We start from the raw sequence: 20,732 nt of genomic DNA, 5'->3' as shown, positions 1-20,732 counted from the left end.
TTTGAGCTAACACACTCACTAACAACAACGAATGAGCTAAGGAAGCTCATAGAGCTTTTTCCTGTCTTGCTCGGTTTGTCCCGAGGGACGAATTGACTCCCCTTTAGCGTAGGCACGAATCACGGCCGGGCGCTCACTTATCTTGGCTAACCACGCGGCTATGTGCGGGTATCCATCGAGTGTTATTCCCTGTTTGTCGTACTGAAGCACCCAAGGGTAAATCGCCATGTCGGCTATCGAATACTCGCCGGCGATGTACGGTTGCTCAGTCAGCTGTTTCTCCAACACCCCGTAAAGGCGCTCCGTCTCCTTACTGAATCTCGCCACGGCGAGCGGGACATGTTCGGAGGCAAAATTCAGGAAGAACACGGTCTGCCCCAGGATCGGGCCCAAATTCGCCGCCTGCCAGAACAGCCACTGCAGGACTTCAGCCGCCTCTCGGTTATCAGCCGGGATAAATTGCCTGTGCCGTTGTGCCAGGTACAACAAAATGGCACCCGACTCAAAAACCGACGCGCCAGCCTCGCTATCGACGATAGCTGGGATGCGCTGATTTGGCGAAAGGCGCGTGTACTCGGCAGAAAACTGTTCACCCTTGCTGATGTTGATGGGGTGCGCGGTGTAAGGCAGTCCCGACTCTTCAAGAAAGATGGCGACTTTCTGCCCGTTGGGCGTTGGCCAGTAGTAGTAATCCACAGCGCTGGAGAGATTGGACATTTGTTGAACCTCTGGGCAAAACAGCGAAAAAACTAGGCCAGATACTCATCTGCACTTAGCACCTTGGCGTAGCCAAATTGCAGGGCCGCCATGAAAGCCGCATGCACCAGACGTGCAGGCACCTTGACGTGATTGAACTCCAGGTCGTGAGTCGTGCAGGCATCGTGAATAACTGTCGTCTCGAAACCGAAGTCGTCAGACGCGCGAGTGACAGCATCAATGCACATGTGACTCATGTTTCCGACCACCGTGACCCGTTCGATCTCGTTGTGTTCAAGCACATGAAGCAGTTCAGTTTCGCGGTACGGGTTCATGAAGTGTTTAACGATGACCAACTCGTCCGCGAGGTTGCGCACTTTCTCGTGCAACTGCGCACCTTCGGTACCCGGGACAAAAAATGGCGCATTGGGGGCTAACGTTTCGTGACGGATATGGACGACTAAATCCCCCCGTTCACGTGCCGCACCGATCACACGAGCAGCATTGTCAGCGGCTGCGTCGGTAGCATCAAGTTCCCATTTACCGCCAGAAAAATAGTCATTTTGGATGTCAACGACGATGAGTGCAGTGCCAGTCATACAGTTACCTGGATAGATGATGAGTACCGAGTGAAGGGGTCGAATCAGGGTACTTGGGGTGTCTCGAACCATGCTTGGGACGGGGTCGCAAAGCGCATTTTTTTGCGGACATGCGCAGAGTTTTCAGCGCTGGTCAGTTTCTCCAGCAGCAGAAAAGCGACTTCGGTAGCCGTGCCAGGCCCGCTTGAGGTGATGATGTTGTTATCGACGATCAACGGCCGGTCCACGAAATGAGCACCGGTCTCAAGCAGCTGACTTTTTCGTTTTCCACCTTCTTGGTGGTAGGTCGTGGCATTCCTGCCCCGCAATACTCCGGCGACGCCCAGGCATACCGAAGACACACAGACACTGGCCACTGGTTTGCCGGCCTCGACAAAGTGGCGGATGGTGTCCAGAAAGGGTTCGCTTAGTGCTTCCTCGTAAAAACCAGCGGGTTCAAAACCACCGGGTAACGCCAAGGCATCAAAGCTGCTCAAATCCAGTTCATTCAGTAAGAAGCTGGGATTCAAGGTGAGCCCAAACGTGGTAACGATTTTTCTACGAAGGCCGGCGTTGACCAATTCAATAGAGTCATCACCGATTAAATCGGCCCAGCCGAGTACATCGGTAAAGGCCGCCATTTCGAGAGGCTCAACGCCATTGGCTAACAACATAAGCACGCGTTTCATCTGGAAATAGCCTCCATCGGCGGGTGTGAATATCTGCCTGAGTGTGTGGGTGCATGCTCCGCTTTAACCGCTATTCGGAGAACGACCAAAAAAAACAATCCACTGTTTCGCTCACTGAAATGCTCATAAAGACAAGAACATTCCCGCACAGGCACAGGCGTTTATGGCTGAGCGCGCGCACGCCTAAAAGACCGATGTGGCCAAAGACACGTCCCACGTGGTGATGGTGTCCAATCCGAAAGCCGTTGCCAGCCGGATTGAAACGGCAGCTACCGCAAAGTAACCAGAGAAATTAACTCAGGGAGCATCCGCGCGCATGGCCGGATGCTCGCGGAGGCTGTCGACGATGAAATCAACAAAGCTGCGCACCCGCATCGATGCTTTGCGCCCCTCGCGGTAGACCACATGCACGGGCAACGCGGGTAACTCATAGGGTTGTAAAACACGACGCAATTGCCCGCTATTCAAATAGTCGTACAGCGGATAACTGAGGCAGCGCGTCAGGCCTGCACCGTGGGCTGTCGCATCGATGGCTGCCTGCACGGTGGCACAACTCAACCGCGTACGAGCCTTGATGGGATTGAGCGCTCCCTCCTGTTGAAAGTCCCACTGAACCTTGTCTCGATAAGCGTGCGTGGCAACCAATCGATGATGCCTGAGGTCCTCAGGTACTTGTGGTTCACCCTGTCTTGCAAGGTAGGCAGGACTGCCACATACGATTGAACGCACATGACCGACAGGCCGCGCAATCAACGACGAATTTGGCAAGTTACCCACCAGCACCGCGACGTCCAGCCCATCCTCATTCATGTTCGGAAACCCATCATGGTATTGGGCGAATACCCTGACCGCCGGATACATGCTCATGTAATTTGCCAAGATCGATGTCATGACATACCGGCTGAAAAGCAATGGCAGCATCACTTTCAGATTGCCTTGAGCTTCGACATGCAGCCCCTTGGCAGAAGCTTCAGCCTCCTCAATCCCCTTGAGAATGCGCGAACAATCCACCATGAAAGCTGCACCGGCCTCGGTCAACGCCACCCCACGCGTACTACGCACCAACAACGCTACACCCAGCCGCGCCTCCAGCCGAGCAATGGCACGAACGACCGTAGGACCGGATACATGAAGACGACGTGCTGCCGAGGCGAGGCTGGGACGTTCGGACAATGCCTCAAACATTTGCATCTCATGGTAGCGATCCATCAGTCTGCGCTCTTCACAACGGGCTTCAGGGCGGCATCCTGGCCAAGTCGGTCCGCGAGGAAATTAACAAACGTACGAACCTTCGCGGGCACTCGATTGTTTTTTTGGTAAACCACCTGGATTGGTAGCGCGGGTGGCTCAAACTCCTGGAGCACCACCTCCAGCCCGCCATTAGCAACATGACCGGCTATCTGGTAGGACAAGACACGAGTGAGCCCCCAGCCCAGACAAGCAATATTAATGGCTGCCTGATTCGCGGTTACCACCAAACGTGGTTCAAAACGAAAGCTCAGTGCATTGCCATCATTCACAAATTGCCAATCGCTCAATAAGTGACTGGCGGACGACATGACAATGTTGGCTGTACTCAACTCTCCAGGGTGCTGCGGCCTACCGTACTGCTCAAAATAAGCAGGTGCGGCACATATTACCTGTCGCACTTCACCGACTTTGATGGCGTGCTGATTGTTCTCATGCAAATGCCCGATGCGTATTGCCACGTCAACGCCTTCGTCGGCCATGCTCACTACGCGGTCGACCAGCAACGCATTGAGATGCACAGAGGGAAACTGATCCAGGTACTCCGCCAACAGTGGCGCTATATACAACTCACCAAACATAACCGGAGCGGTCACAGTCAAGTGCCCGCGCGGTATCGAGTAGCTGTCGGCGGCGGCCTCCTCTGCTTCATCGACTTCGTTCAGTATCCGTCGACAATCTTCCAGATAGCGTTGCCCTGCTTCAGTCAGGTGCAAGCTGCGGGTCGTTCGGGAAAGGAGTTGGGTGCCGATTCGCTCTTCCATCGCGGCGATTGCACGGGTCACGCTGGGAGGTGAGATATTCAACCGACGCGCCGCGGCGGCAAAACCTTCCTCCTCGGCTACCGCCATAAAAATCTGCATCTCATGAAAGCGATCCATGGGCGACCCTCTCTTGATCAAAGAACAACGAGGTATGTGATTGCGAACGCTTACAGCTCAATCTGCCAGTATTGTTGGCGATAGCGTCTTTCGCACGTTATCGGCCCGAGGTTTTTGCAAAAAAATGCTATTCGCAGGAAAAACTGCGGAAAAAATAAAAAAGGGGCCTGCCGGAAGTCATTTCGGCAAGCCCCTTTGTTTTGAATCACGCTTCTTGCAGGCCCTTCGCGGTGCGTTGCATGCCAACGAAGTTCGGCAGACCTTCGATACGGCTCAGCCAGGCGCGGACATTTGGGTAGTCAGTGAGTGCGACATTACCTTCCGGTGCATGGGACACATAGGTGTAAGCGGCAACATCAGCGATGGTTGGCTTATCGCCAGCCAGAAACATGCTCCGCCCCAGCTCTTCTTCCATGACTTTAAGCAAGGCATGAGAACGCTTGATGGCCTCTTCAGCGTCATAACCTGCTCCGAAAACGGTGATCAACCGGGCAGTGGCAGGGCCGGAATTGATCGGACCGGCGGCCACTGACAGCCAACGTTGAACCTTGGCTTGATCGACTGGATCGCTTGGCAACCATTGCCCTTTACCGTATTTGGCGGCGAGGTAAACCAGAATTGCGTTGGAGTCCGCCAGGACGGTGCCGTTGTCATCAATCACCGGCACTTGCCCAAAACTGTTGCGAGCCAAAAACTCAGGGGTTTTGTGCGCGCCTTTCATCAAGTCTACAAAAACAAGTTCGGTTGGTAAGCCAAGCAGGGACAACATTAATTCGACACGGTGAGCGTGACCGGACAAAGGGTGACGATAAAGTTTGATCGCTTGCTGGGACATGACGTACTCCGATTGTTGTTTGAGTTCGACCCGGTTATCGCGTCGAGGGAGGTATCTTCTCCTCCCCTCTCAAACACAGGAATGACCAGCTTTTACAATCCAGCATTCCGCAGGCTGAAATGATGAATACCAGCTTGCTGAATGACGGGTTTACGGGTCCACGTCCTTTCCCCAGCATCAAGCTCAATGCATTAACCGAGTTGACCTCCATCACACGGGCTGAGTTAAACACCAACCATTTTTTACGCCGATAGCCAGCAGCAAGATCAGTGACAAAAAAAGACGTTTCAAGCGTCAGATTCAAGCCTGTCCGCCTGCCCAGGTGTCGCGTCGGAACCTGAGAGAAAATGTCTTGGCGTACTGGGCACGATCTGCAACGAAACTATTGCGGCGGGGTGGATTTGAAGCTGGGCAATGCCTGGATGCGGGACCACCAATCAGCAAAGCCGTTGATTGCAAACACGTGTTCCGCGAAGGCTCGCAGCTGACGACGTTTGACCATCTGCGCAAGCTTGCCGGCAGACGAATGGCAATGACCGAGTGGAGTCTAGGGACAAGTCACGCATGGCATGACTGGGTGGGGTTGCGGTCCCAGCTTCAGTCGACGCTCTGACCCCATTGTTTCATCCAGCACAATTAAGTCATGACATCCTTGCCCATTCTCTAATCACCCCTTGATGGCGAGACTGGTGCCAGAAGCAACTAACCGTTTCCGGTCATTGCAGCGTTCTTCATCTTGGGAGTCTTCACATGGTTGATTTCAATCACTCCAACAAAAGCAGCTCATGGCCGGACTATTCGGTCATGTCGCAAAGTGAGCACGAAAGCGGCTTTCTGCTCCCCCAACTGATGGGAGCGCTTGCCCGCGATTTCGAATTTTCAGCTCTGAAAAGTTGCTCTCGGCAATCAGCCAGCAGTGTTCTTTTCCGGAAGTTGCGCACCTCACTGAAGCGCGCGCTGACGCTTCGACACCTTACCCGTTAATGACGACGGACAGCCAAGAGCCGTTCACTCCTTGTAGAGAAATGACATGACCTACGACTTTGATCTGTTTGTAATTGGTGCGGGCTCCGGTGGTGTAAGAGCTGCACGTTTTGCCGCAGGGTTTGGCGCGAAAGTAGCGGTTGCCGAAAGCCGCTACCTCGGCGGTACCTGCGTCAACGTCGGTTGTGTGCCGAAAAAACTGTTGGTCTACGGTTCCCATTTTGCCGATGACTTCGAACAGGCCGAGGGCTTTGGCTGGACTGCCGGCAAAGCACAATTTGACTGGGAAAAGTTGATTGCCAACAAGAACCGCGAGATCGAGCGACTCAACGGCATTTATCGCAAGTTGCTGATTAACAGTGGCGTGACGTTACTTGAAGGCCACGCACGCCTGACCGATCCGAACCACGTCGAAGTCAATGGACAGACCTTCAGTGCCGAACGCATTTTGATTGCGACCGGCGGCTGGCCGCAAATTCCGGATATCCCGGGTCGTGAGCACGCCATCACCTCCAATGAAGCCTTCTTTCTCCCGCAACTGCCTAAGCGTGTGCTGGTGGTGGGTGGCGGTTACATAGCGGTCGAGTTCGCCGGCATCTTCAACGGACTGGGTGCCGACACGAGCCTTCTGTATCGCGGTGATCTGTTCCTGCGCGGGTTCGATCAATCAGTTCGCACCCACCTGGTGGAAGAACTGACCAAACGCGGACTGCAACTGAAATTCAATACGGGTATCGTCCGGATCGACAAACAATCGGACGGCAGTCTACTGGCTACGCTCCACGACGGTAGCCAATTGGAAACGGACAGTATTTTCTACGCTACCGGGCGGCGGCCAATGCTCGATAACCTGGGCCTGGAAAATACCCGCGTCGAACTCAATGAGAAGGGTTACATAGACGTCAATGACAACTATGAAACGCGTGAACCTTCGATTCTGGCGTTGGGTGATGTGATTGGCCGAGTGCAATTGACCCCGGTAGCTACGGCAGAAGGTATGGCGGTTGCGCGTCGCCTGTTCAAGCCCGAGCAATATCGCCCCGTAGATTACAGGCATATTCCTACCGCCGTATTTAGTCAGCCAAGCATTGGCACCGTTGGACTGACGGAAGAGCAAGCGCTGGAGAATGGCCACAAAGTGACCGTCTTCGAGAGCCGCTTCAAGCCGATGAAATTGACCCTCACGGAGTCATCCGAGCAGACGCTGATGAAGCTGGTGGTGGATGCACGTACTGATCGAGTATTGGGCGCGCACATGGTCGGTCCGGACGCCGGGGACATCATTCAAGGGCTGGCAATCGCTCTGAAGGCAGGTGCGACCAAGCGCTTGTTCGATGACACCATCGGTGTGCACCCTACTTCGGCAGAAGAGTTTGTAACCTTGCGTACACCTGTCGCCGGTAGCTGACAGCGGGTGCTTGATCGGTAAGGCGCCAGTCACAACTTCAGCGACCGCCAACAGCGCAGTCGCTGTCGCTCCGGGCACGAGGCTGGGAGGTATCCGTAACTAAACGCGACGTTCGCGGAGTAATTGTCGGGCCGAGTCCGCCATCACAGGAAGAGAGCCGGCCAGCATCATGACGTCCTTAAGTACCAGGCGACCGGCACCGGACAGATAGGGAAAACCATGCTGACCATCGCCGAGCGCACCAACCCAGGCTTCAGGTGTGGTGATCAGAAAGGTCAACGTCACCAGTGGCGTACCGAAGGCCATCGCACCACCGAGCAACCCCGTACGACGTGAGATCGGGTTGGACAGCACCAACAATCCAATCAGGATTTCGACAACGCCCAGGCCGGTAGAAAAGCCATAAGTGTTGTTGGCTGTCTGCCAGGCACGCTTGTCAGCATTCAGTTCACCTTCATGGGTGAGGTGCGCTTTGTATGCCTGCGGGTGCTCATAGAAGAACGACATGAACGGGCTGTTGGCAACAAACGGTGTGATGCTATCTGCCTCGTAAGGGATGAATTTGAGGAAACCGATCCAAAGGAAAACCACAGCGATTGCCAGTCGCATGAGTGATGTACCTAATGTGTCAACTTTACTGATGAACCGTAGCCAGCCAGTGAATGAGGTAAGCATGAGACTTCTCCGAATAATTGAATGCGGAGCCAGTCTGGGACGTTTTCCGCCGGCACTTTTGTGCGCCGTGCTCAAGTTATTGCTTGATCGTCTCAAGGTTTTGAAGGCATAAAAAAGCCTCGAAACTTCACAGTGCCGAGGCCTCGGAGGAATGATATAGCCGCTCAGTTTTTCAGCGTGTCATACGCTTCTAGCGTGCGCAGCGAATAGATGTAGGCGGCGCCAGCGTTCATCGAAATTGCCGTAGCCAACGTCGCAGCGACCTCCTCGCGGCTCGCACCTGCCTTGATCGCTGCATTCGTGTGTGCGGCGATACAACCGTCGCATCGCGTAGTGAGGGCAACAGCAATCGAGATCAACTCGCGTGTTTTGACATCCAGCACATCATTTTCGGCAGCGGCTTCCCCAAGGGCCATGTAAGCCTTGACCATTTTGGGATTGCTCTTGCCCAGTGCGCCAAAGGCTTTCTGGATGGTGGGCAACAATTCGGACCAGTTACTGAACATTGCATTAACTCCTGAGCAGGTTGGTGTACTGTTTCTACACGCTCAGTTTTCCCTTACGGCGCGATTTGAGTTTGTTCAATCCGCTCAGTTTTTTCTGCGAAGCTCTCAAATGAATTCAATCGATAAGCTCATAAGCTTGGCAAACGTTCGAGGGAGTCTCGATCTGCGATGTCAGTTTCAGGGGGACTGGGCTCGTGATCACGAACAGGAAGTCCTGGGAAAGGCGCCTTACCACATTGTGCTGGAAGGTGAATGCCGGGTGGAGTTTGCGCAGGGTCAGCGCCTGCCAATGCGAGCCGGTGACATATTGCTGCTGCCACGTGGAGCGCCGCATGTCATGCATAGCCCTGGAAAAACCGTTGAGCCAGTCGCGCCGAAACTTGTCTCTGGCGGGGTAATACCGATACACCGCATCGGTGGCGTCAGCAAAGATCTGGATATGCTTTGTGGTGGTTTTCACTACAACCGAGCTTCACTGTTGTTTGCAGCCCTCCCTGAGTTTCTGGTGATCCCTAGCGGCGCCCTACCCGCCAACGGCCCCTTAGCGGCGCTAGTCGAGCTGTTGCGTGGTGAAGCAGACGGCGACCAGGTCGGCGCGAGGTTTTTGCTCGATACTTTTTCTCAAGCGTTGTTCACTTTGATCCTTCGCGCGCACTTGGCCAGCCATGGACAAGATAGCGGTACGCTGGCCTTGCTCAGCGATAGACGCTTAGGCCGCGCTTGGCAGGCGATGTTGGCTGACCCGGCTCACGAGTGGACAATTGAAGGCTTGGCCGAAACCGCGAGCATGTCGCGCGCGACCTTTATGCGGGCATTCGTTCGGGTAGCTGGCGTATCGCCGTGGGTGTTGTTGACGCAAGTCCGAATGGAGTTGGCCTTCAGCCTCTTGAGTCATTCACACCTGGGATTGAGTGATATTGCGGCCCAGGTCGGGTATCAATCTCACGCGGCATTCAGCAAGAAATTCAAAGAGATTTATGGAGAGGCGCCAGGGAGAGTGCGACGCGGAATTTAGTGTCTCCGACAGCGCAATCGCCGCGTCAGCAACAGGCCATGGTCTGCGCAGATTACCGTGGAATTTCTGCTCTATCTGGCTCTCATGTGCCGGAGTATTGGCTGGTTTGTTTGGGGTCGGCGGCGGCCTCATTATCGTCCCGGTGCTCGTGTTCAGCTTCACCCTCCAGGGCTTTGACAGCTCGGTGCTGACTCATCTCGCGGTGGGCACTTCACTTGCAACCATCATATTTACAACGACCCTGTCCGTACGCACCCATCATCGCGCCGGTGCGGTTCCAACAGCGGTAGCGGGCACCATCAGCTACATGATGCTCCTGTCTGCTCTGCCGCCACTCGCGGGCCTCGGTGAACCCCGCAACCATTCCACACAATGAAACAGTAGATTGTGCTTTCTGGTCGTTCTCACATGCTCACCTCAAGCAGACCATGATCCACGCAGCTGATCGATTTGCAGCCAGTTTCAAATTGACCTCACTGCGTCAATTCTCTTCACATACAGGAATGCTCGATGAACAAGTTATTCGCAGGTCTGACCCTCGCGGCGGCAATGGTCAGTGCGACCTCTGTGCTCGCTGCTCCGGTCAAACCGACCGTGGTGTTAGTGCACGGTGCCTTCGCCGACTCCAGCAGTTGGAACGGCGTGGTCAAGATTCTGGAAAAGGACGGCTATCCAGTGATCGCCGCCTCCAACCCACTTCGCTCGCTCAAGGGCGACGCACAGTCGGTAGCTGATGTGTTGGCGAGCATCAAGACGCCAGTTGTACTGGTCGGGCACTCTTATGGCGGCCCGGTCATCAGCGAAGCTGCTTATGGAAATGCCAACGTCAAAGCCCTGGTTTACGTCGCTGCTATTGCGCCCGATGCGGGCGAGTCCACCGCAGACCTGGCAGGTCGCTTCCCAGGCAACACACTTGGCCCAACGTTGGCGCCACCGGTTGAGTTAGCCGACGGTGGCAAGGACCTCTACATCCAACAGGACAAGTTCCACGATCAATTCGCCGCGGACGTGTCGAACGCCGACGCCAAGGTTATGGCGGCGACCCAACGCCCTGTGACCGCAGCGGCGCTGAACGAAAAGTCGAGCGAACCGGCGTGGAAAACCATTCCTTCATGGTTCGTTTACGGTGACAAGGACAAGAACATTCCTGCGCAAGCCCAGGCGTTCATGGCTGAACGTGCGCATGCCAGAAAGACTGTGGCGGTCAAAGGCGCTTCCCACGTCGTGATGGTATCCAATCCGAAGGTTGTTGCCAGCCTGATTGAAACGGCTGCCACCGCCAAATGACGACTGCTTGCAGCCGTCAATGTGCGGTCGCGGCATTCGTTCAATCAGTATCCGGCCGAAAGGCCGGATGCTCTTGCAGGCCGTCGACAACGTAATCGACAACACTGCGTAACTCATCGTTGGAGAATGTGTGATGACTTCAAAATGGCTCGTGCTGACCGTGACCGCCAGTTTTCTCTACGGGCTGTTTTTTTCGGTTGCTGCCGACGCTGATTCAACCCCCGGCCCCGTCGCAGAAGGATCACCCGTATTCGGCGTGACACTCCCACCGGGCTACAGAAACTGGCAATTTGTCAGCATTGCTCATGAAGAAGGTGATAAACCTGACATCCGGGTAATTCTGGGAAATGACGTCGCTATGAAAGCGTTCAGGGATGGGACACTTCCATTTCCAGATGGCACGATCATCGCTCGGCTCGCTTATAAATATGAATCCTCCGCGCAAAACAATGCTGTGTTTGGTCGGGACCAGTCTTTTATCGCGGGGGATCCCACGAACGTACAGATCGAAGTCAAAGACTCCAAGCGCTACGCCAATACAGGCGGATGGGGTTATGGGCAGTTTGAAAACGGCAAGCCCAATCCCAGTGAAAAGATCATAAATAGCTGCTTCGCCTGCCATACGAAACTGCCCCCTGCGACAGACCTGATCTTCACAAAGTACTCAGAATAACGGGCCAAGATTCGTTAGCAATCTTCACTGGGGACTGGCGTTCACCGATGCGAGAATTGCTCAATGTTCGACAGGGGAATCCGGTACACGCACCCGTCACAGGTGGCCAGCAGGACTCAATTACGTTGACACCACTTGTCGGACGAGATCGATAAATGCACGTAGTCCTGCCGGCATGTGGCGATTGGCAGGGTAATAGAGACTTAAGCCCGGGTAAGGAGGTGTCCAATCTTCAAGAACGCGTACCAACCTTCCCGACGCTAAGTGTGCAGTCGCTGCGAACTCACTAACCCACGCCAGGCCCGCCCCTTGGAGTGCTGCCTCTATCATCAAATGGTGGCTATCGAGCGTCAGCGACCCACTGACCTCTACAGCGTGCTGCTCACCTCGTTTTTCAAATTCCCATTTGTAGATGGTACCGCTGGGAAAACGGACGCGGATGCAGTTATGCGCACTAAGGTCCGCTGGTACCTTGGGTTTTTTGCGACGCACAAAATAATCAGGCGCTCCAACCACCGCAAACCGTAGCGGAGGGCTGATAGGAATCGCAATCATATCCTGCGGAACGCTCTCTGCCAGACGTATGCCAGCATCGAACCCGCCAGCAACAATATCTACCAGACTCCTATCCGTAACGATATCCACTCGCATGTCTGGGTAGCGCGTCAAATACTCCAGCACTACCGGGGTCATTACCATTTGCGCGGCACCTTCCGAGGTGTTCAAACGTAATGTTCCTGCCGGTGTATCGCGGAACTCGCTGACCGCTTTCATGGCTGCCGATATGTCGCGTAGAGCTGGTTGCACACGAAGCAGAAACTGTTCGCCAGCTTCGGAAAGCGAAACGCTTCGAGTGGTTCTGTGGAACAACCGAACGCCAAGGCGCTGTTCAAGCGTGGCGACTGCATGACTGAGTGCTGAGGGCGACATACCCAACTCTAATGCCGCGCGACGGAAACTGCGATGTATCGAAACGGCGACGAAAGCGTTCAGCTCAAGAAGGCCTGACTTGTGCATTGTCCTATTCCCTTCATCAGTTCATCCAATATTAGCCTGATTGTTTGTACAAACGGACAGGCTTATTTTAATTCGAACGCCTACGCCAATTCAGAACCGTAAAGCTTTGTTTTGCGTGGCACTCACCAGAATTCCGGGTGCTCATACAAAAATTATCGAGGTTTCTTTATCCGTTTTAACGCATTTCTCATGCGGGCAAAAAATGGCGCGCTGACCAGTTTTAAACAGGCCTACACCGGATATCCGGTTGGACTGCCAGCCAAAAATTTACTGAAAGACAATACACATGCGAGGACATTTTTCATGACACGTATTACGACACCGTTTGGCTTTCATTCGACCGCGAGAGACGTTATCGCTGGCGTGGACCTCACCGGTAAACGAGCGATTGTCACTGGTGGCGCAGCCGGTATCGGCATTGAAACGGCGCGCGCTTTGGTCAATGCCGGGGCGGATGTAACACTTGCCGTCCGACGACCCGACGCGGCGGAAAAAATCGCTGCAACACTACAAGAGGAAGGCAAGGGCAAAGTCGATGTTCGATTGATAGATCTTGCAGACATCTCTTCAGTTACATCGTTTGCGGAGTCGTGGTCAGGGCCGCTTCATATCTTGGTGAACAACGCGGGGATCATGGCTCTTCCTGAGCGGGAGTTGACACTCCAGGGCTGTGAAATGCAGTTTGCAACGAATTTCCTTGGTCATTTTGCGCTCGTACTTGGTTTGCAGGAGGCTCTGATCCAAGCCGAAGGCGCTCGTGTTGTATCGCTTAGTTCAAATGCAATTCTATTGGGGCCAGTGGTCTTCGACGATATAAATTTTGACTTCCGCAACTACGAGCCTTTCGCATCCTATTCCCAGGCGAAGACGGCATGCGCGCTGATCGCGGTTGAGATCACGCGCCGTTGGGCCGATCGAGGTATTTTTGCTAATTCACTGAACCCCGGCGCTATCGCGACCAACCTCCAAAAGCATACCGGGGGTCTCAAGACACCGGTGGAGCGTCAGAAGACAGTGCAGCAAGGCGCGGCAACGTCTGTATTACTCGCTGCATCACCGTTGCTGGAAGGGATCGGAGGCCGGTATTTCGAGGACTGTAACGAGGCGCGGATTGTCCACAAGCGCCCAGCCGATTACACAGGGGTTGCGCCTTACGCGATTGATCCAGATAACGCGCAACGGTTGTGGAAAGTTGCGACGCGAATGCTTGGTCAGGAGGATGACTGCGTTAGCAACGATCAGGGTGAGGGGTGTCGGCCTTGGTGATCAAAGTGCTCCAATGGTTCACGCCATTTCTCAGTCTGCTTTTTAGCTAACCCTATCGCTACAACTGCTACAGAGGTACCGACGAAACGCTGCCCTTGGCTTGTAGCTTTGAACGCGCATCTGCATTCGAGCCCCATTGATCTGGGGCTTTCGGTTTATGAATCAGGCTACGTAGCCGCCATTCACGTCAAGGACGGAACCGGTGATGTAACTCGCAGTGGGTCCCGCCAGAAAAAGGATGCCCGCAGCAACCTCTTCGACAGTCGCCATACGGCGGATCGCATGCACGTCCCTAAGACTGGGTGGTAAGCCGTCTTTCGATGCGGCCGCCATGTCAGTGGCCATCAATCCTGCTTGAACAACGTTGACCGTAATATTGCGCGCACCTAAATCGCGTGCAGCGCCCTTCGAGTAGCCAATGACGGCTGCTTTGGTAGCGGCGTAGTCAGCAGTACCCGGGAAACCTGCACGAGTTCCGGGTCCAGAACCCACGGAAACGATACGGCCACCCTCAGGCAAATGTTTCACAGCGGCCCTGATGTATTACTGAGCCAATTGCCATCGGCGTCAATCGGCACGGAAACGCTGACTGAGCGATCCCTGAAAATGCTCCAGCAGAAAATCCACGAACACTCGTGTTTTGGCCGGCAAAGCTTTTCGAGACGAGAAGTACACCGAGACGACACCGAGATCCACATACCAATCCGGTAATAAGCGAACCAGATCACCCCGTTGCAACCAGGGCCACGCACGCTCCATGGGTACCAGCCCGACGCCCAGCCCCATCAATGCGCAGCTACACAATGCTTCTGGATCGTTCATGATGGCGATGGGTTTCAGGTTGAGGTCAAACCGCCCTTCTCCAGCATCCCGAAGTGTCCAGTCGAGCAAACGCCCTGAGCGGGTCGAACGCATGACGATGCCATCCACCCCCTGCAACTCGCCAGGAACAGCGGGCATTGTCCGCCCCTCCAACCACTGCGGAGCTGCAACAGCGACAAGATGAAGTTTGGCCAACTCTCTCGCTACGATTCCCGGAGACAATTCAATACCGCCACCGATGGCCACATCAAAACCTTCACCAATCAAGTCGACGCGGCGGATTTCCAAGTGCCAGTCCGGAACCACCTCGGGGTAACGTTGTTTGAATTTTTTGAGTAGCGGCAGGACATAATCGTAAGCGAAAGACGGAGACATATTGACCCGTAATCGCCCTGCCGGGACTTCTCGGGCATCGCCTAGTTGCGCGATAGCACCTTGGATCGTTTCGAGGCTGCCCGAAACTTGCTGGTAGAACAATTCCCCTGCCTCAGTGAGGGTCAGGCTTCTTGTGCTGCGCTGGAAGAGTCGAGTGCCTAAATTGGCTTCGAGCCGTGCCACATTTTTACTCACGGCAGCAGCGGAAATCCCCATACGCCTGGCGGCTTCGGAAAAGCTGCTGGCCTCCGCGGCACGAACGAACGATTCCAGATTGCCAAGGGTTTCCATGGTCATCTCCAACTTTTGGTTGAAGGTGATTCTACCTATTGGAGACTAATTTATCCCTGATGCTTTGGTCATGATTGTGCCTACCGGATCATCACGATGGGAAAGCAAAGACTCATGGCCAAAATTCTAGTGACTGGCGCGACAGGCAGATTGGGCAATGCAGTCTTGCGTTCACTGGTACAAAAAGTCCCCGCATCAAATATTGTGGCAATGGCACGTGATACTGAAAAGGCAGAGCCTCTGGCTGCATTAGGTATAGAAGTACGCTACGGCGATTACACCGATTACGATTCGTTGGTGGCGGCATTTGAAGGAGTAGAAAAAATCTACCTGGTATCAGCCGTAGCGTTCAGTGATCGTGTTGCCCAACATAAAAACGTGATTATTGCTGCCGGCCGGGCGGGTGTTCGCCATGTGGTTTACACCAGTATTCAACGGATCAACGATGAGCTGGCACCCATTGAAGGAGTAACGCAGAGCGATATAGCTACCGAGCGGCTGCTTGAAAAGTCGGGCCTCACGTACACGATTATTCAACATCCGTTATACGCCAACGATTTGCCCTTTTTCATCGGTGCAAATGCAGCAAAAGAAGGCTTCAGCGCCCCAGCAGGTCAAGGTCGAATTGGGCCAGCCACTTACGCAGAGCTGGCAGAAGCTGGGGCCACACTGCTCACCCAGACCGGGTATGAAAACCGCACCTGTTTGCTGAATGCGGGACAGACGTGGTCATTCCAGGAAATCGCAGACGAGTTTTCTCGATTGACGGGCGTGCCGGTTGAGTACCAGCCCATTTCCACTGGAGCATTCATTGCTGCTCGCGAAAATGAAGGCTGGCCAACCGCGGTCGCGAAATTCATCAGTGGCTGGGGTAACGCCATTGATAAAGGCGCTTTCGACCAGAGCAGCCCTACCCTTGAAACACTGTTGGGCCGTAAGCCGAAAGACTTGGGGGATATTCTTCGGGAAGCATTCAATCTTTAAATATCGCTCCTTCGTCCGCCGAGGGTGTATTGCCATCGGCCGGTCGACCGTCCAGAGCAGGCATCGGGTCCGTTTGAACGCCAGTTACAACGGAAGCCCACGCAGCATATGCATTCCTGTGTCGGGACACCGCTTCATCCCATCGGCTCCCCGAAACCTCGCTTGATACGACTAGCATCATAAGGTGATTGGTAGTTGCGTCGAGATCGAGCAAAAGTTGGTGGGCGGCGAATCGAAAATCATCAATCGAAGGCATGACGTCACACTTACAGTTTGGTGGGTGGTGCACGATCGCTCCACGCCACATGACATCAGTGTGACAGTACGCGATATTTTATTGCGAACGGTCGGACAGCCGGTTACTGGAGATTGAGTTCCAAGCAAAATCTCTCGAACCGTTCTCTTCACGCCACTTACCGCGCCCTCCACCTTCAAGGTTGACGGCTAAGTGGAGGAAGCTGATTGACGCATGGCCGAACCTCCACCAGCAGCAGCCAACTGCCTGGCTCGACCGACGCCCAAGCCAAAACTCGGGCATCGATTCGCCATGGGAAACCCCAACCTCGATGTGACGCGTTGCAGGCGCAATCAATTACACCCGTTTGAAAGCGACGTAAGCAACGCAAATCGGCTCACTGTTGCCGCAGTTACGGACACGCCTGAAGAGTTCATTCCTTTCGTCAGTGTCATCTCAATTAAATAAACCTTTCGCATGTCCGGAACCTCCATTTCTAGACAACGGAACTGAAAACGATTGGCGAGGTGCATGATGAAAGCAGTTGTATTTCATGACGTGGGTGACATCCGACTGGACGAGGTGCCCGATCCCGTAATTCTGGAACCAACAGACGCCATTGTGAAAATCACAGCAGCGGCCATTTGCGGAACTGATCTGCATTTCATTCGAGGCACCGTCCCGGATATGCAACCCGGGACAATTCTGGGGCATGAAGGGGTCGGGATAATCGAGACGGTGGGCGATGATGTAAGGAACCTCAGGGCGGGAGATCGAGTGATCATTCCGTCGACCATTGCCTGTGGGAACTGTTCCTATTGCAGGGCCGGCTATTTCTCACAATGCGATGTCGTCAATCCTCATGGCAAACAGGCCGGCACTTCTTTTTTTGGCGGCCCCAAAGGCACGGGACCGTTCCACGGTCTGCAAGCCGAGAAAGCCCGTATTCCCTACGCTCACATCGGTTTGATCAAGATTCCGCAGGCCATTAGCGATGACCAGGCCATCGCCATGTCGGATATTTTTCCTACCGCCTGGTTCGGCGCGGAGATGGCCGAAATTCGGGACGGTGACAGCGTCGCGGTATTCGGCTGCGGTCCAGTGGGCCTTTTTACCATCGTCAGTGCAAAATTGATGGGTGCCGGCCGCGTATTTGCCATTGACGGCTTAGCGGACCGCCTTGAGCGCGCCCGTGAACTGGGAGCCGAGTGCATTGACTTTGAAAAGGAAGACCCGGTGCAAACCTTGCACCGCCTCACGGACGGTATCGGTGCGGACCGTGCCATTGATGCCGTAGGCATCGATGCCAATCATGCGCACCATGCGCATTCACAAACCCAATGGCAACCGGGCGACGCACCCGCTCAAGCGTTACAGTGGGCCATCGAAGGGTTGGCCAAGGCCGGTACCTTATCGATCATCGGCGTTTACCCACCGGGCTTCGATACCTTTCCCTTGGGTGCGGCGATGAACAAGAACCTGACCATGAACATGGGCAATTGCCACCATCGCAAGTACATTCCCAAGTTGATCGAAATGACCTTGGCTGGTCGTGTCGACCCGGCAAAAGTACTCACCCAGAAAGAGCCGCTGACCGACGCCATCGAAGCCTTCAAATCGTTTGATAAACGCGAGAGCGGCTGGATCAAAGTCAAACTGATGCCTCAACGTTGATGAGGTCCTTCCTGAGTCGATAGCTGCCAGCGCACCCCAGGCAGCTATCACCTCATTTCATCAAGAGGAAAACAGCTGATGGACGATTCACAACGAGCATGGGAATTGGCCATGGCGTTGATGTCGAGCGGATAAATCGCCTTCCATCCGGCCACTCCGCAAGGTTCTGCAAAGTGCTGTTTCACTCATTTGAGAGTTTTAAACGAGGCGCTGGAAAGCCAGACAGCGCCAAAAACAGTCGTCCACTGTTCGAGTGATAGTGAGCAAGATAATCTGCTGCACAGTCGTTAAATAGCTGGATGCACGGTTCCTTCCACTGCCTCAGCGTAACGTCTGGTGGCTTTGATGACTAACTGCTTTCGTTCGGCACTGTCAATGAAACCCTCTCGAAAGTAGATCTCTGCCCGACAAAGCAATTCTTCGTACTGCTCTTGTGCGGTCATATATCCCTCGGGCTTTCCCATCATCTTGTACCAGTCTGCAAGCGCTTGAGCTTTTCTGTCCTCGTACATGGCGACACCTCCACCGTTGTGTAACGGTTGAGGCTTACGAACGATCGGTTGTTCACTGAAAACGATGCATGGTCAATGCCGAATGCGAGGGACCGACACAAATCTCGAACTCGCAACCTTTAACGCACCAGCCAGCAAGAGGCGTCATGAAGATTCAGCCGAGTCACGGCGATCCACAGGAAAAAAATTGATCGACAGCCATGTGCTACGCGTTTTCGCGAGCGCTTCAATAATCCGGCTTATCGCATCGAAGATGAGGCCATTGGCCGATTGGAGGAGATCGTGTGGAACGCGTATCGAGACAGTCGCCAAGTGCCAGCGACGTGCCCTGCAGGGCCTGGATTTGCAGATCCTGTATACGCTCTGGCCAAGGACTGGCTGGACGCCCTCCATTTGATCGAAGAGGCACGCCGGCAAAATCATCGAGGTGATTCACCGCCTCGCGTATTGCAGGTCAGCGGTCCGTCACGATGCGAGTGGGTGCATACCTGACGCTGCGGAGGAAGTCCCGAAACGTGGCGCGGTCAGTGTCAATGCGATGGAAAATTGCGTACGGGCACCTTGTCCCGAGCCGATGCCCCATTACGCGCGCCGCAACCTGAATAAGCGACATCGCTTCAGAGCCGTTCTTCGTTTTAGCGGAACCCTTTAGTGATTGTGTCCTCCATCGTATAAATAACAGGGAGGATTTCACCATGATTGCCTGAATGATCGGTGATTAGGCCGATAGACGTCATGGTTTGAGAACCGTAACTACTATGGAAAACCTCATCGAAGTCTTGCAGGAAAAAGCTGAGCCGCTACCTGACGTTGCCAGTGAACACTTTGCAACAATGTTCGACCGCTATGGGGACGCACAGGTAGTACTGATCGGCGAAGCCAGCCATGGCACGCATGAGTTTTACCAAGCGCGCGCGGCGATTACGCAACGCCTGGTGACGCACCATGGCTTTTCCATTGTGGCCGTAGAGGCTGACTGGCCGGACGCCGATCAAATCGATCGTTGCGTCAGGAACCGGGAAAACGGTGGATGGCATGAGTCTGCTTTTTCGCGATTTCCAACCTGGATGTGGCGTAACACCGATGTTCAAGTGTTCACGCGATGGCTGTATGGGTTCAACCGGACCTGCACGTCGGAACAACGCGTGGAGTTTCGTGGACTGGACGTGTACAGCCTGCGCAGTTCGATGCGCGAAGTGCTCGGTTATCTGGAAAGCGCTGATCCGGGCATGGCCAAAGAGGCACGGCAACGTTATGCCTGTCTGACCCCGTGGCACGACGACCCGGCACTCTACGGACATTTCACCGAGGTAGGTGGCATGGCCAACTGTGAAAACGCCGTGCTTGAGCAGCTCCAGGCATTATTGAATCAGCGCTTGTCACTGATCGAAAAAGACGGTGAAGCCTTGTTCAACGCGACGCAAAATGCTCGCGTTGTCCAGGCTGCCGAGCAGTATTACCGGGCGATGTATAGAGGTTCCAGAGTGTCTTGGAACCTGCGCGATCGACACATGTTCGAGACATTGCAAGCATTGCGCTCCCATCGTGACGCCAAGGTTGTGGTCTGGGCGCACAATTCGCACATCGGGGATGCCAGGGCAACGCGGATGGGTGACGAAGGCCAATTGACGCTCGGTCAACTGTGTCGTGAAGCCTTTGGGAAATCTTCGGTTCTTATTGGTATGGGAACTGACCAGGGCACCGTGGCGGCCGCTGATGACTGGGACGAACCCGTGCAGATAAAAAAAGTTGTGCCGTCATTGCCCCGTAGTTGGGAGCGCGCCTTTGTTGAGGCGGGTCATCCGCAGGCACTGTATGACTGGCGCAACGACAAACAACAGACGCTGCGCTCAGCTTTGTCAATACGCCTGCTAGAGCGCGCCATTGGCGTGATTTATCGCCCGCAAACAGAACGCCAAAGCCATTACTTCGACGCGACCTTGAGCGAGCAATTTGATGCATACCTGTGGTTCGCTCGCACCCAGGCCATCACACCGCTAACGACCGTGCACTCATCAAGTCACGAAGAGGACACCTTTCCCTTCGGAATATGATTGGCCCCCGCGCCTGCCAGCGGTTGA

At 54.4% G+C, this 20,732-nt stretch carries 22 protein-coding genes and 2 pseudogenes; 12 read left to right on the top strand and 12 right to left on the bottom strand.

All coding sequences use genetic code 11. The features are described from left to right. Nucleotides 1-36 precede the first annotated feature (36 nt). From NL116_RS11270 to NL116_RS11260, 3 genes are read right to left on the bottom strand one after another with little or no spacing between them, the layout of a single operon-like run. On the bottom strand, nucleotides 37-717 hold the full coding sequence (locus tag NL116_RS11270) for a glutathione S-transferase family protein (RefSeq protein WP_494377208.1): 681 nt from the start codon (nucleotides 715-717) through the stop codon (nucleotides 37-39). 32 nt (nucleotides 718-749) lie between these two features. Then, nucleotides 750-1,295, bottom strand: a complete 546-nt coding sequence (locus NL116_RS11265; RefSeq protein ID WP_494377207.1) for a cysteine hydrolase family protein — start codon at nucleotides 1,293-1,295, stop codon at nucleotides 750-752. 44 nt (nucleotides 1,296-1,339) lie between these two features. Further along, a complete protein-coding gene (locus NL116_RS11260; protein WP_494377206.1) occupies nucleotides 1,340-1,963 on the bottom strand; it encodes a DJ-1/PfpI family protein in 624 nt (207 codons plus the stop codon). Nucleotides 1,964-2,090: 127 nt separating this feature from the next. On the opposite strand from NL116_RS11260, the pseudogene NL116_RS11255 reads away from it, so the two are divergent. Then, nucleotides 2,091-2,246, top strand: a pseudogene (locus tag NL116_RS11255) (alpha/beta hydrolase); the annotation flags it as partial. Nucleotides 2,247-2,260: 14 nt separating this feature from the next. Here the strand turns inward: NL116_RS11255 and NL116_RS11250 are convergent. The 3 genes from NL116_RS11250 to NL116_RS11240 form a co-directional block, all read right to left on the bottom strand. Then, the gene (locus NL116_RS11250) at nucleotides 2,261-3,172 is read right to left on the bottom strand and encodes a LysR family transcriptional regulator (protein ID WP_494377205.1); all 912 of its coding nucleotides are present in this window, start codon (nucleotides 3,170-3,172) and stop codon (nucleotides 2,261-2,263) included. Next, nucleotides 3,172-4,092 carry a LysR family transcriptional regulator gene (locus NL116_RS11245; protein ID WP_494377204.1) on the bottom strand — a complete coding sequence of 307 codons (921 nt, stop codon included), beginning with the start codon at nucleotides 4,090-4,092 and terminating at the stop codon, nucleotides 3,172-3,174. The genes NL116_RS11250 and NL116_RS11245 overlap by 1 nt, the downstream gene beginning before the upstream one ends. Before the next feature lie 205 nt (nucleotides 4,093-4,297). Then, on the bottom strand, nucleotides 4,298-4,927 hold the full coding sequence (locus NL116_RS11240; RefSeq protein ID WP_494377203.1) for a glutathione S-transferase family protein: 630 nt from the start codon (nucleotides 4,925-4,927) through the stop codon (nucleotides 4,298-4,300). Nucleotides 4,928-5,677: 750 nt separating this feature from the next. Between NL116_RS11240 and NL116_RS11235 the strand changes: the two genes are divergently transcribed. Both NL116_RS11235 and gorA read left to right on the top strand, forming a co-directional pair. Beyond that, nucleotides 5,678-5,911 carry a hypothetical protein gene (locus NL116_RS11235; RefSeq protein WP_494377202.1) on the top strand — a complete coding sequence of 78 codons (234 nt, stop codon included), beginning with the start codon at nucleotides 5,678-5,680 and terminating at the stop codon, nucleotides 5,909-5,911. A gap of 46 nt (nucleotides 5,912-5,957) precedes the next feature. Then, nucleotides 5,958-7,319: a glutathione-disulfide reductase gene (gorA, locus tag NL116_RS11230; RefSeq protein ID WP_494377201.1), complete on the top strand. Its 1,362-nt coding sequence runs from the start codon at nucleotides 5,958-5,960 to the stop codon at nucleotides 7,317-7,319. 99 nt (nucleotides 7,320-7,418) lie between these two features. Here the strand turns inward: gorA and rclC are convergent, their stop codons facing one another. After that, nucleotides 7,419-7,994, bottom strand: coding sequence for a reactive chlorine resistance membrane protein RclC (gene rclC / locus NL116_RS11225; protein ID WP_494377200.1), 576 nt, complete (start codon nucleotides 7,992-7,994; stop codon nucleotides 7,419-7,421). Nucleotides 7,995-8,158: 164 nt separating this feature from the next. Then, complete coding sequence (locus tag NL116_RS11220) at nucleotides 8,159-8,500, bottom strand: carboxymuconolactone decarboxylase family protein (RefSeq protein WP_494377199.1); 342 nt, start codon at nucleotides 8,498-8,500, stop codon at nucleotides 8,159-8,161. A gap of 109 nt (nucleotides 8,501-8,609) precedes the next feature. Between NL116_RS11220 and NL116_RS11215 the strand changes: the two genes are divergently transcribed. The 4 genes and pseudogenes from NL116_RS11215 to NL116_RS11200 all read left to right on the top strand — a co-directional run bounded on the left by NL116_RS11215 (nucleotide 8,610) and on the right by NL116_RS11200 (nucleotide 11,475). Further along, nucleotides 8,610-9,515: an AraC family transcriptional regulator gene (locus NL116_RS11215; RefSeq protein WP_494378042.1), complete on the top strand. Its 906-nt coding sequence runs from the start codon at nucleotides 8,610-8,612 to the stop codon at nucleotides 9,513-9,515. 57 nt (nucleotides 9,516-9,572) lie between these two features. After that, a pseudogene (locus NL116_RS11210) lies at nucleotides 9,573-9,828 on the top strand (TSUP family transporter); the annotation flags it as partial. 236 nt (nucleotides 9,829-10,064) lie between these two features. Then, entirely contained in the window at nucleotides 10,065-10,802 is a 738-nt protein-coding gene (locus NL116_RS11205; RefSeq protein WP_494378041.1) for an alpha/beta fold hydrolase, read from the top strand. A 133-nt stretch (nucleotides 10,803-10,935) separates the two neighbouring features. Next, nucleotides 10,936-11,475, top strand: a complete 540-nt coding sequence (locus tag NL116_RS11200; RefSeq protein ID WP_494377198.1) for a cytochrome P460 family protein — start codon at nucleotides 10,936-10,938, stop codon at nucleotides 11,473-11,475. Between the two features lie 120 nt (nucleotides 11,476-11,595). Here NL116_RS11200 and NL116_RS11195 read toward each other — a convergent pair whose 3' ends face one another. Beyond that, nucleotides 11,596-12,492 (bottom strand): LysR family transcriptional regulator, encoded by an 897-nt coding sequence (locus NL116_RS11195; protein ID WP_494377197.1) that lies wholly within the window; start codon nucleotides 12,490-12,492, stop codon nucleotides 11,596-11,598. Between the two features lie 189 nt (nucleotides 12,493-12,681). Here NL116_RS11195 and NL116_RS11190 point away from each other — a divergent pair, with 189 nt between their 5' ends. Further along, a complete protein-coding gene (locus tag NL116_RS11190) occupies nucleotides 12,682-13,758 on the top strand; it encodes an SDR family NAD(P)-dependent oxidoreductase (protein WP_494377196.1) in 1,077 nt (358 codons plus the stop codon). A 162-nt stretch (nucleotides 13,759-13,920) separates the two neighbouring features. Here the strand turns inward: NL116_RS11190 and NL116_RS11185 are convergent, their stop codons facing one another. Together NL116_RS11185 and NL116_RS11180 are read right to left on the bottom strand one after the other, a co-directional pair. Next, the gene (locus tag NL116_RS11185; RefSeq protein WP_494377195.1) at nucleotides 13,921-14,286 is read right to left on the bottom strand and encodes an SDR family oxidoreductase; all 366 of its coding nucleotides are present in this window, start codon (nucleotides 14,284-14,286) and stop codon (nucleotides 13,921-13,923) included. A gap of 39 nt (nucleotides 14,287-14,325) precedes the next feature. Continuing rightward, nucleotides 14,326-15,246 (bottom strand): LysR family transcriptional regulator, encoded by a 921-nt coding sequence (locus NL116_RS11180; protein ID WP_494377194.1) that lies wholly within the window; start codon nucleotides 15,244-15,246, stop codon nucleotides 14,326-14,328. Nucleotides 15,247-15,360: 114 nt separating this feature from the next. On the opposite strand from NL116_RS11180, the gene NL116_RS11175 reads away from it, so the two are divergent. The 3 genes from NL116_RS11175 (at nucleotide 15,361) to NL116_RS11165 (ending at nucleotide 18,139) form a co-directional block, all read left to right on the top strand. Then, entirely contained in the window at nucleotides 15,361-16,230 is an 870-nt protein-coding gene (locus NL116_RS11175) for an SDR family oxidoreductase (protein ID WP_494377193.1), read from the top strand. Between the two features lie 469 nt (nucleotides 16,231-16,699). Beyond that, entirely contained in the window at nucleotides 16,700-16,933 is a 234-nt protein-coding gene (locus tag NL116_RS11170) for a hypothetical protein (RefSeq protein ID WP_494377192.1), read from the top strand. A gap of 66 nt (nucleotides 16,934-16,999) precedes the next feature. Next, a complete protein-coding gene (locus NL116_RS11165) occupies nucleotides 17,000-18,139 on the top strand; it encodes a zinc-dependent alcohol dehydrogenase (RefSeq protein WP_494378040.1) in 1,140 nt (379 codons plus the stop codon). 287 nt (nucleotides 18,140-18,426) lie between these two features. Here NL116_RS11165 and NL116_RS11160 read toward each other — a convergent pair whose 3' ends face one another. After that, nucleotides 18,427-18,651 carry a hypothetical protein gene (locus NL116_RS11160; RefSeq protein WP_494377191.1) on the bottom strand — a complete coding sequence of 75 codons (225 nt, stop codon included), beginning with the start codon at nucleotides 18,649-18,651 and terminating at the stop codon, nucleotides 18,427-18,429. A 758-nt stretch (nucleotides 18,652-19,409) separates the two neighbouring features. On the opposite strand from NL116_RS11160, the gene NL116_RS11155 reads away from it, so the two are divergent. Continuing rightward, on the top strand, nucleotides 19,410-20,705 hold the full coding sequence (locus NL116_RS11155; RefSeq protein ID WP_494377190.1) for an erythromycin esterase family protein: 1,296 nt from the start codon (nucleotides 19,410-19,412) through the stop codon (nucleotides 20,703-20,705). The last annotated feature ends 27 nt before the right edge of the window (nucleotides 20,706-20,732 follow it).

This window comes from Pseudomonas sp. FBCC-B1667 (assembly GCF_059133255.1).
This window is presented reverse-complemented; position numbering and strand designations above follow the sequence as displayed.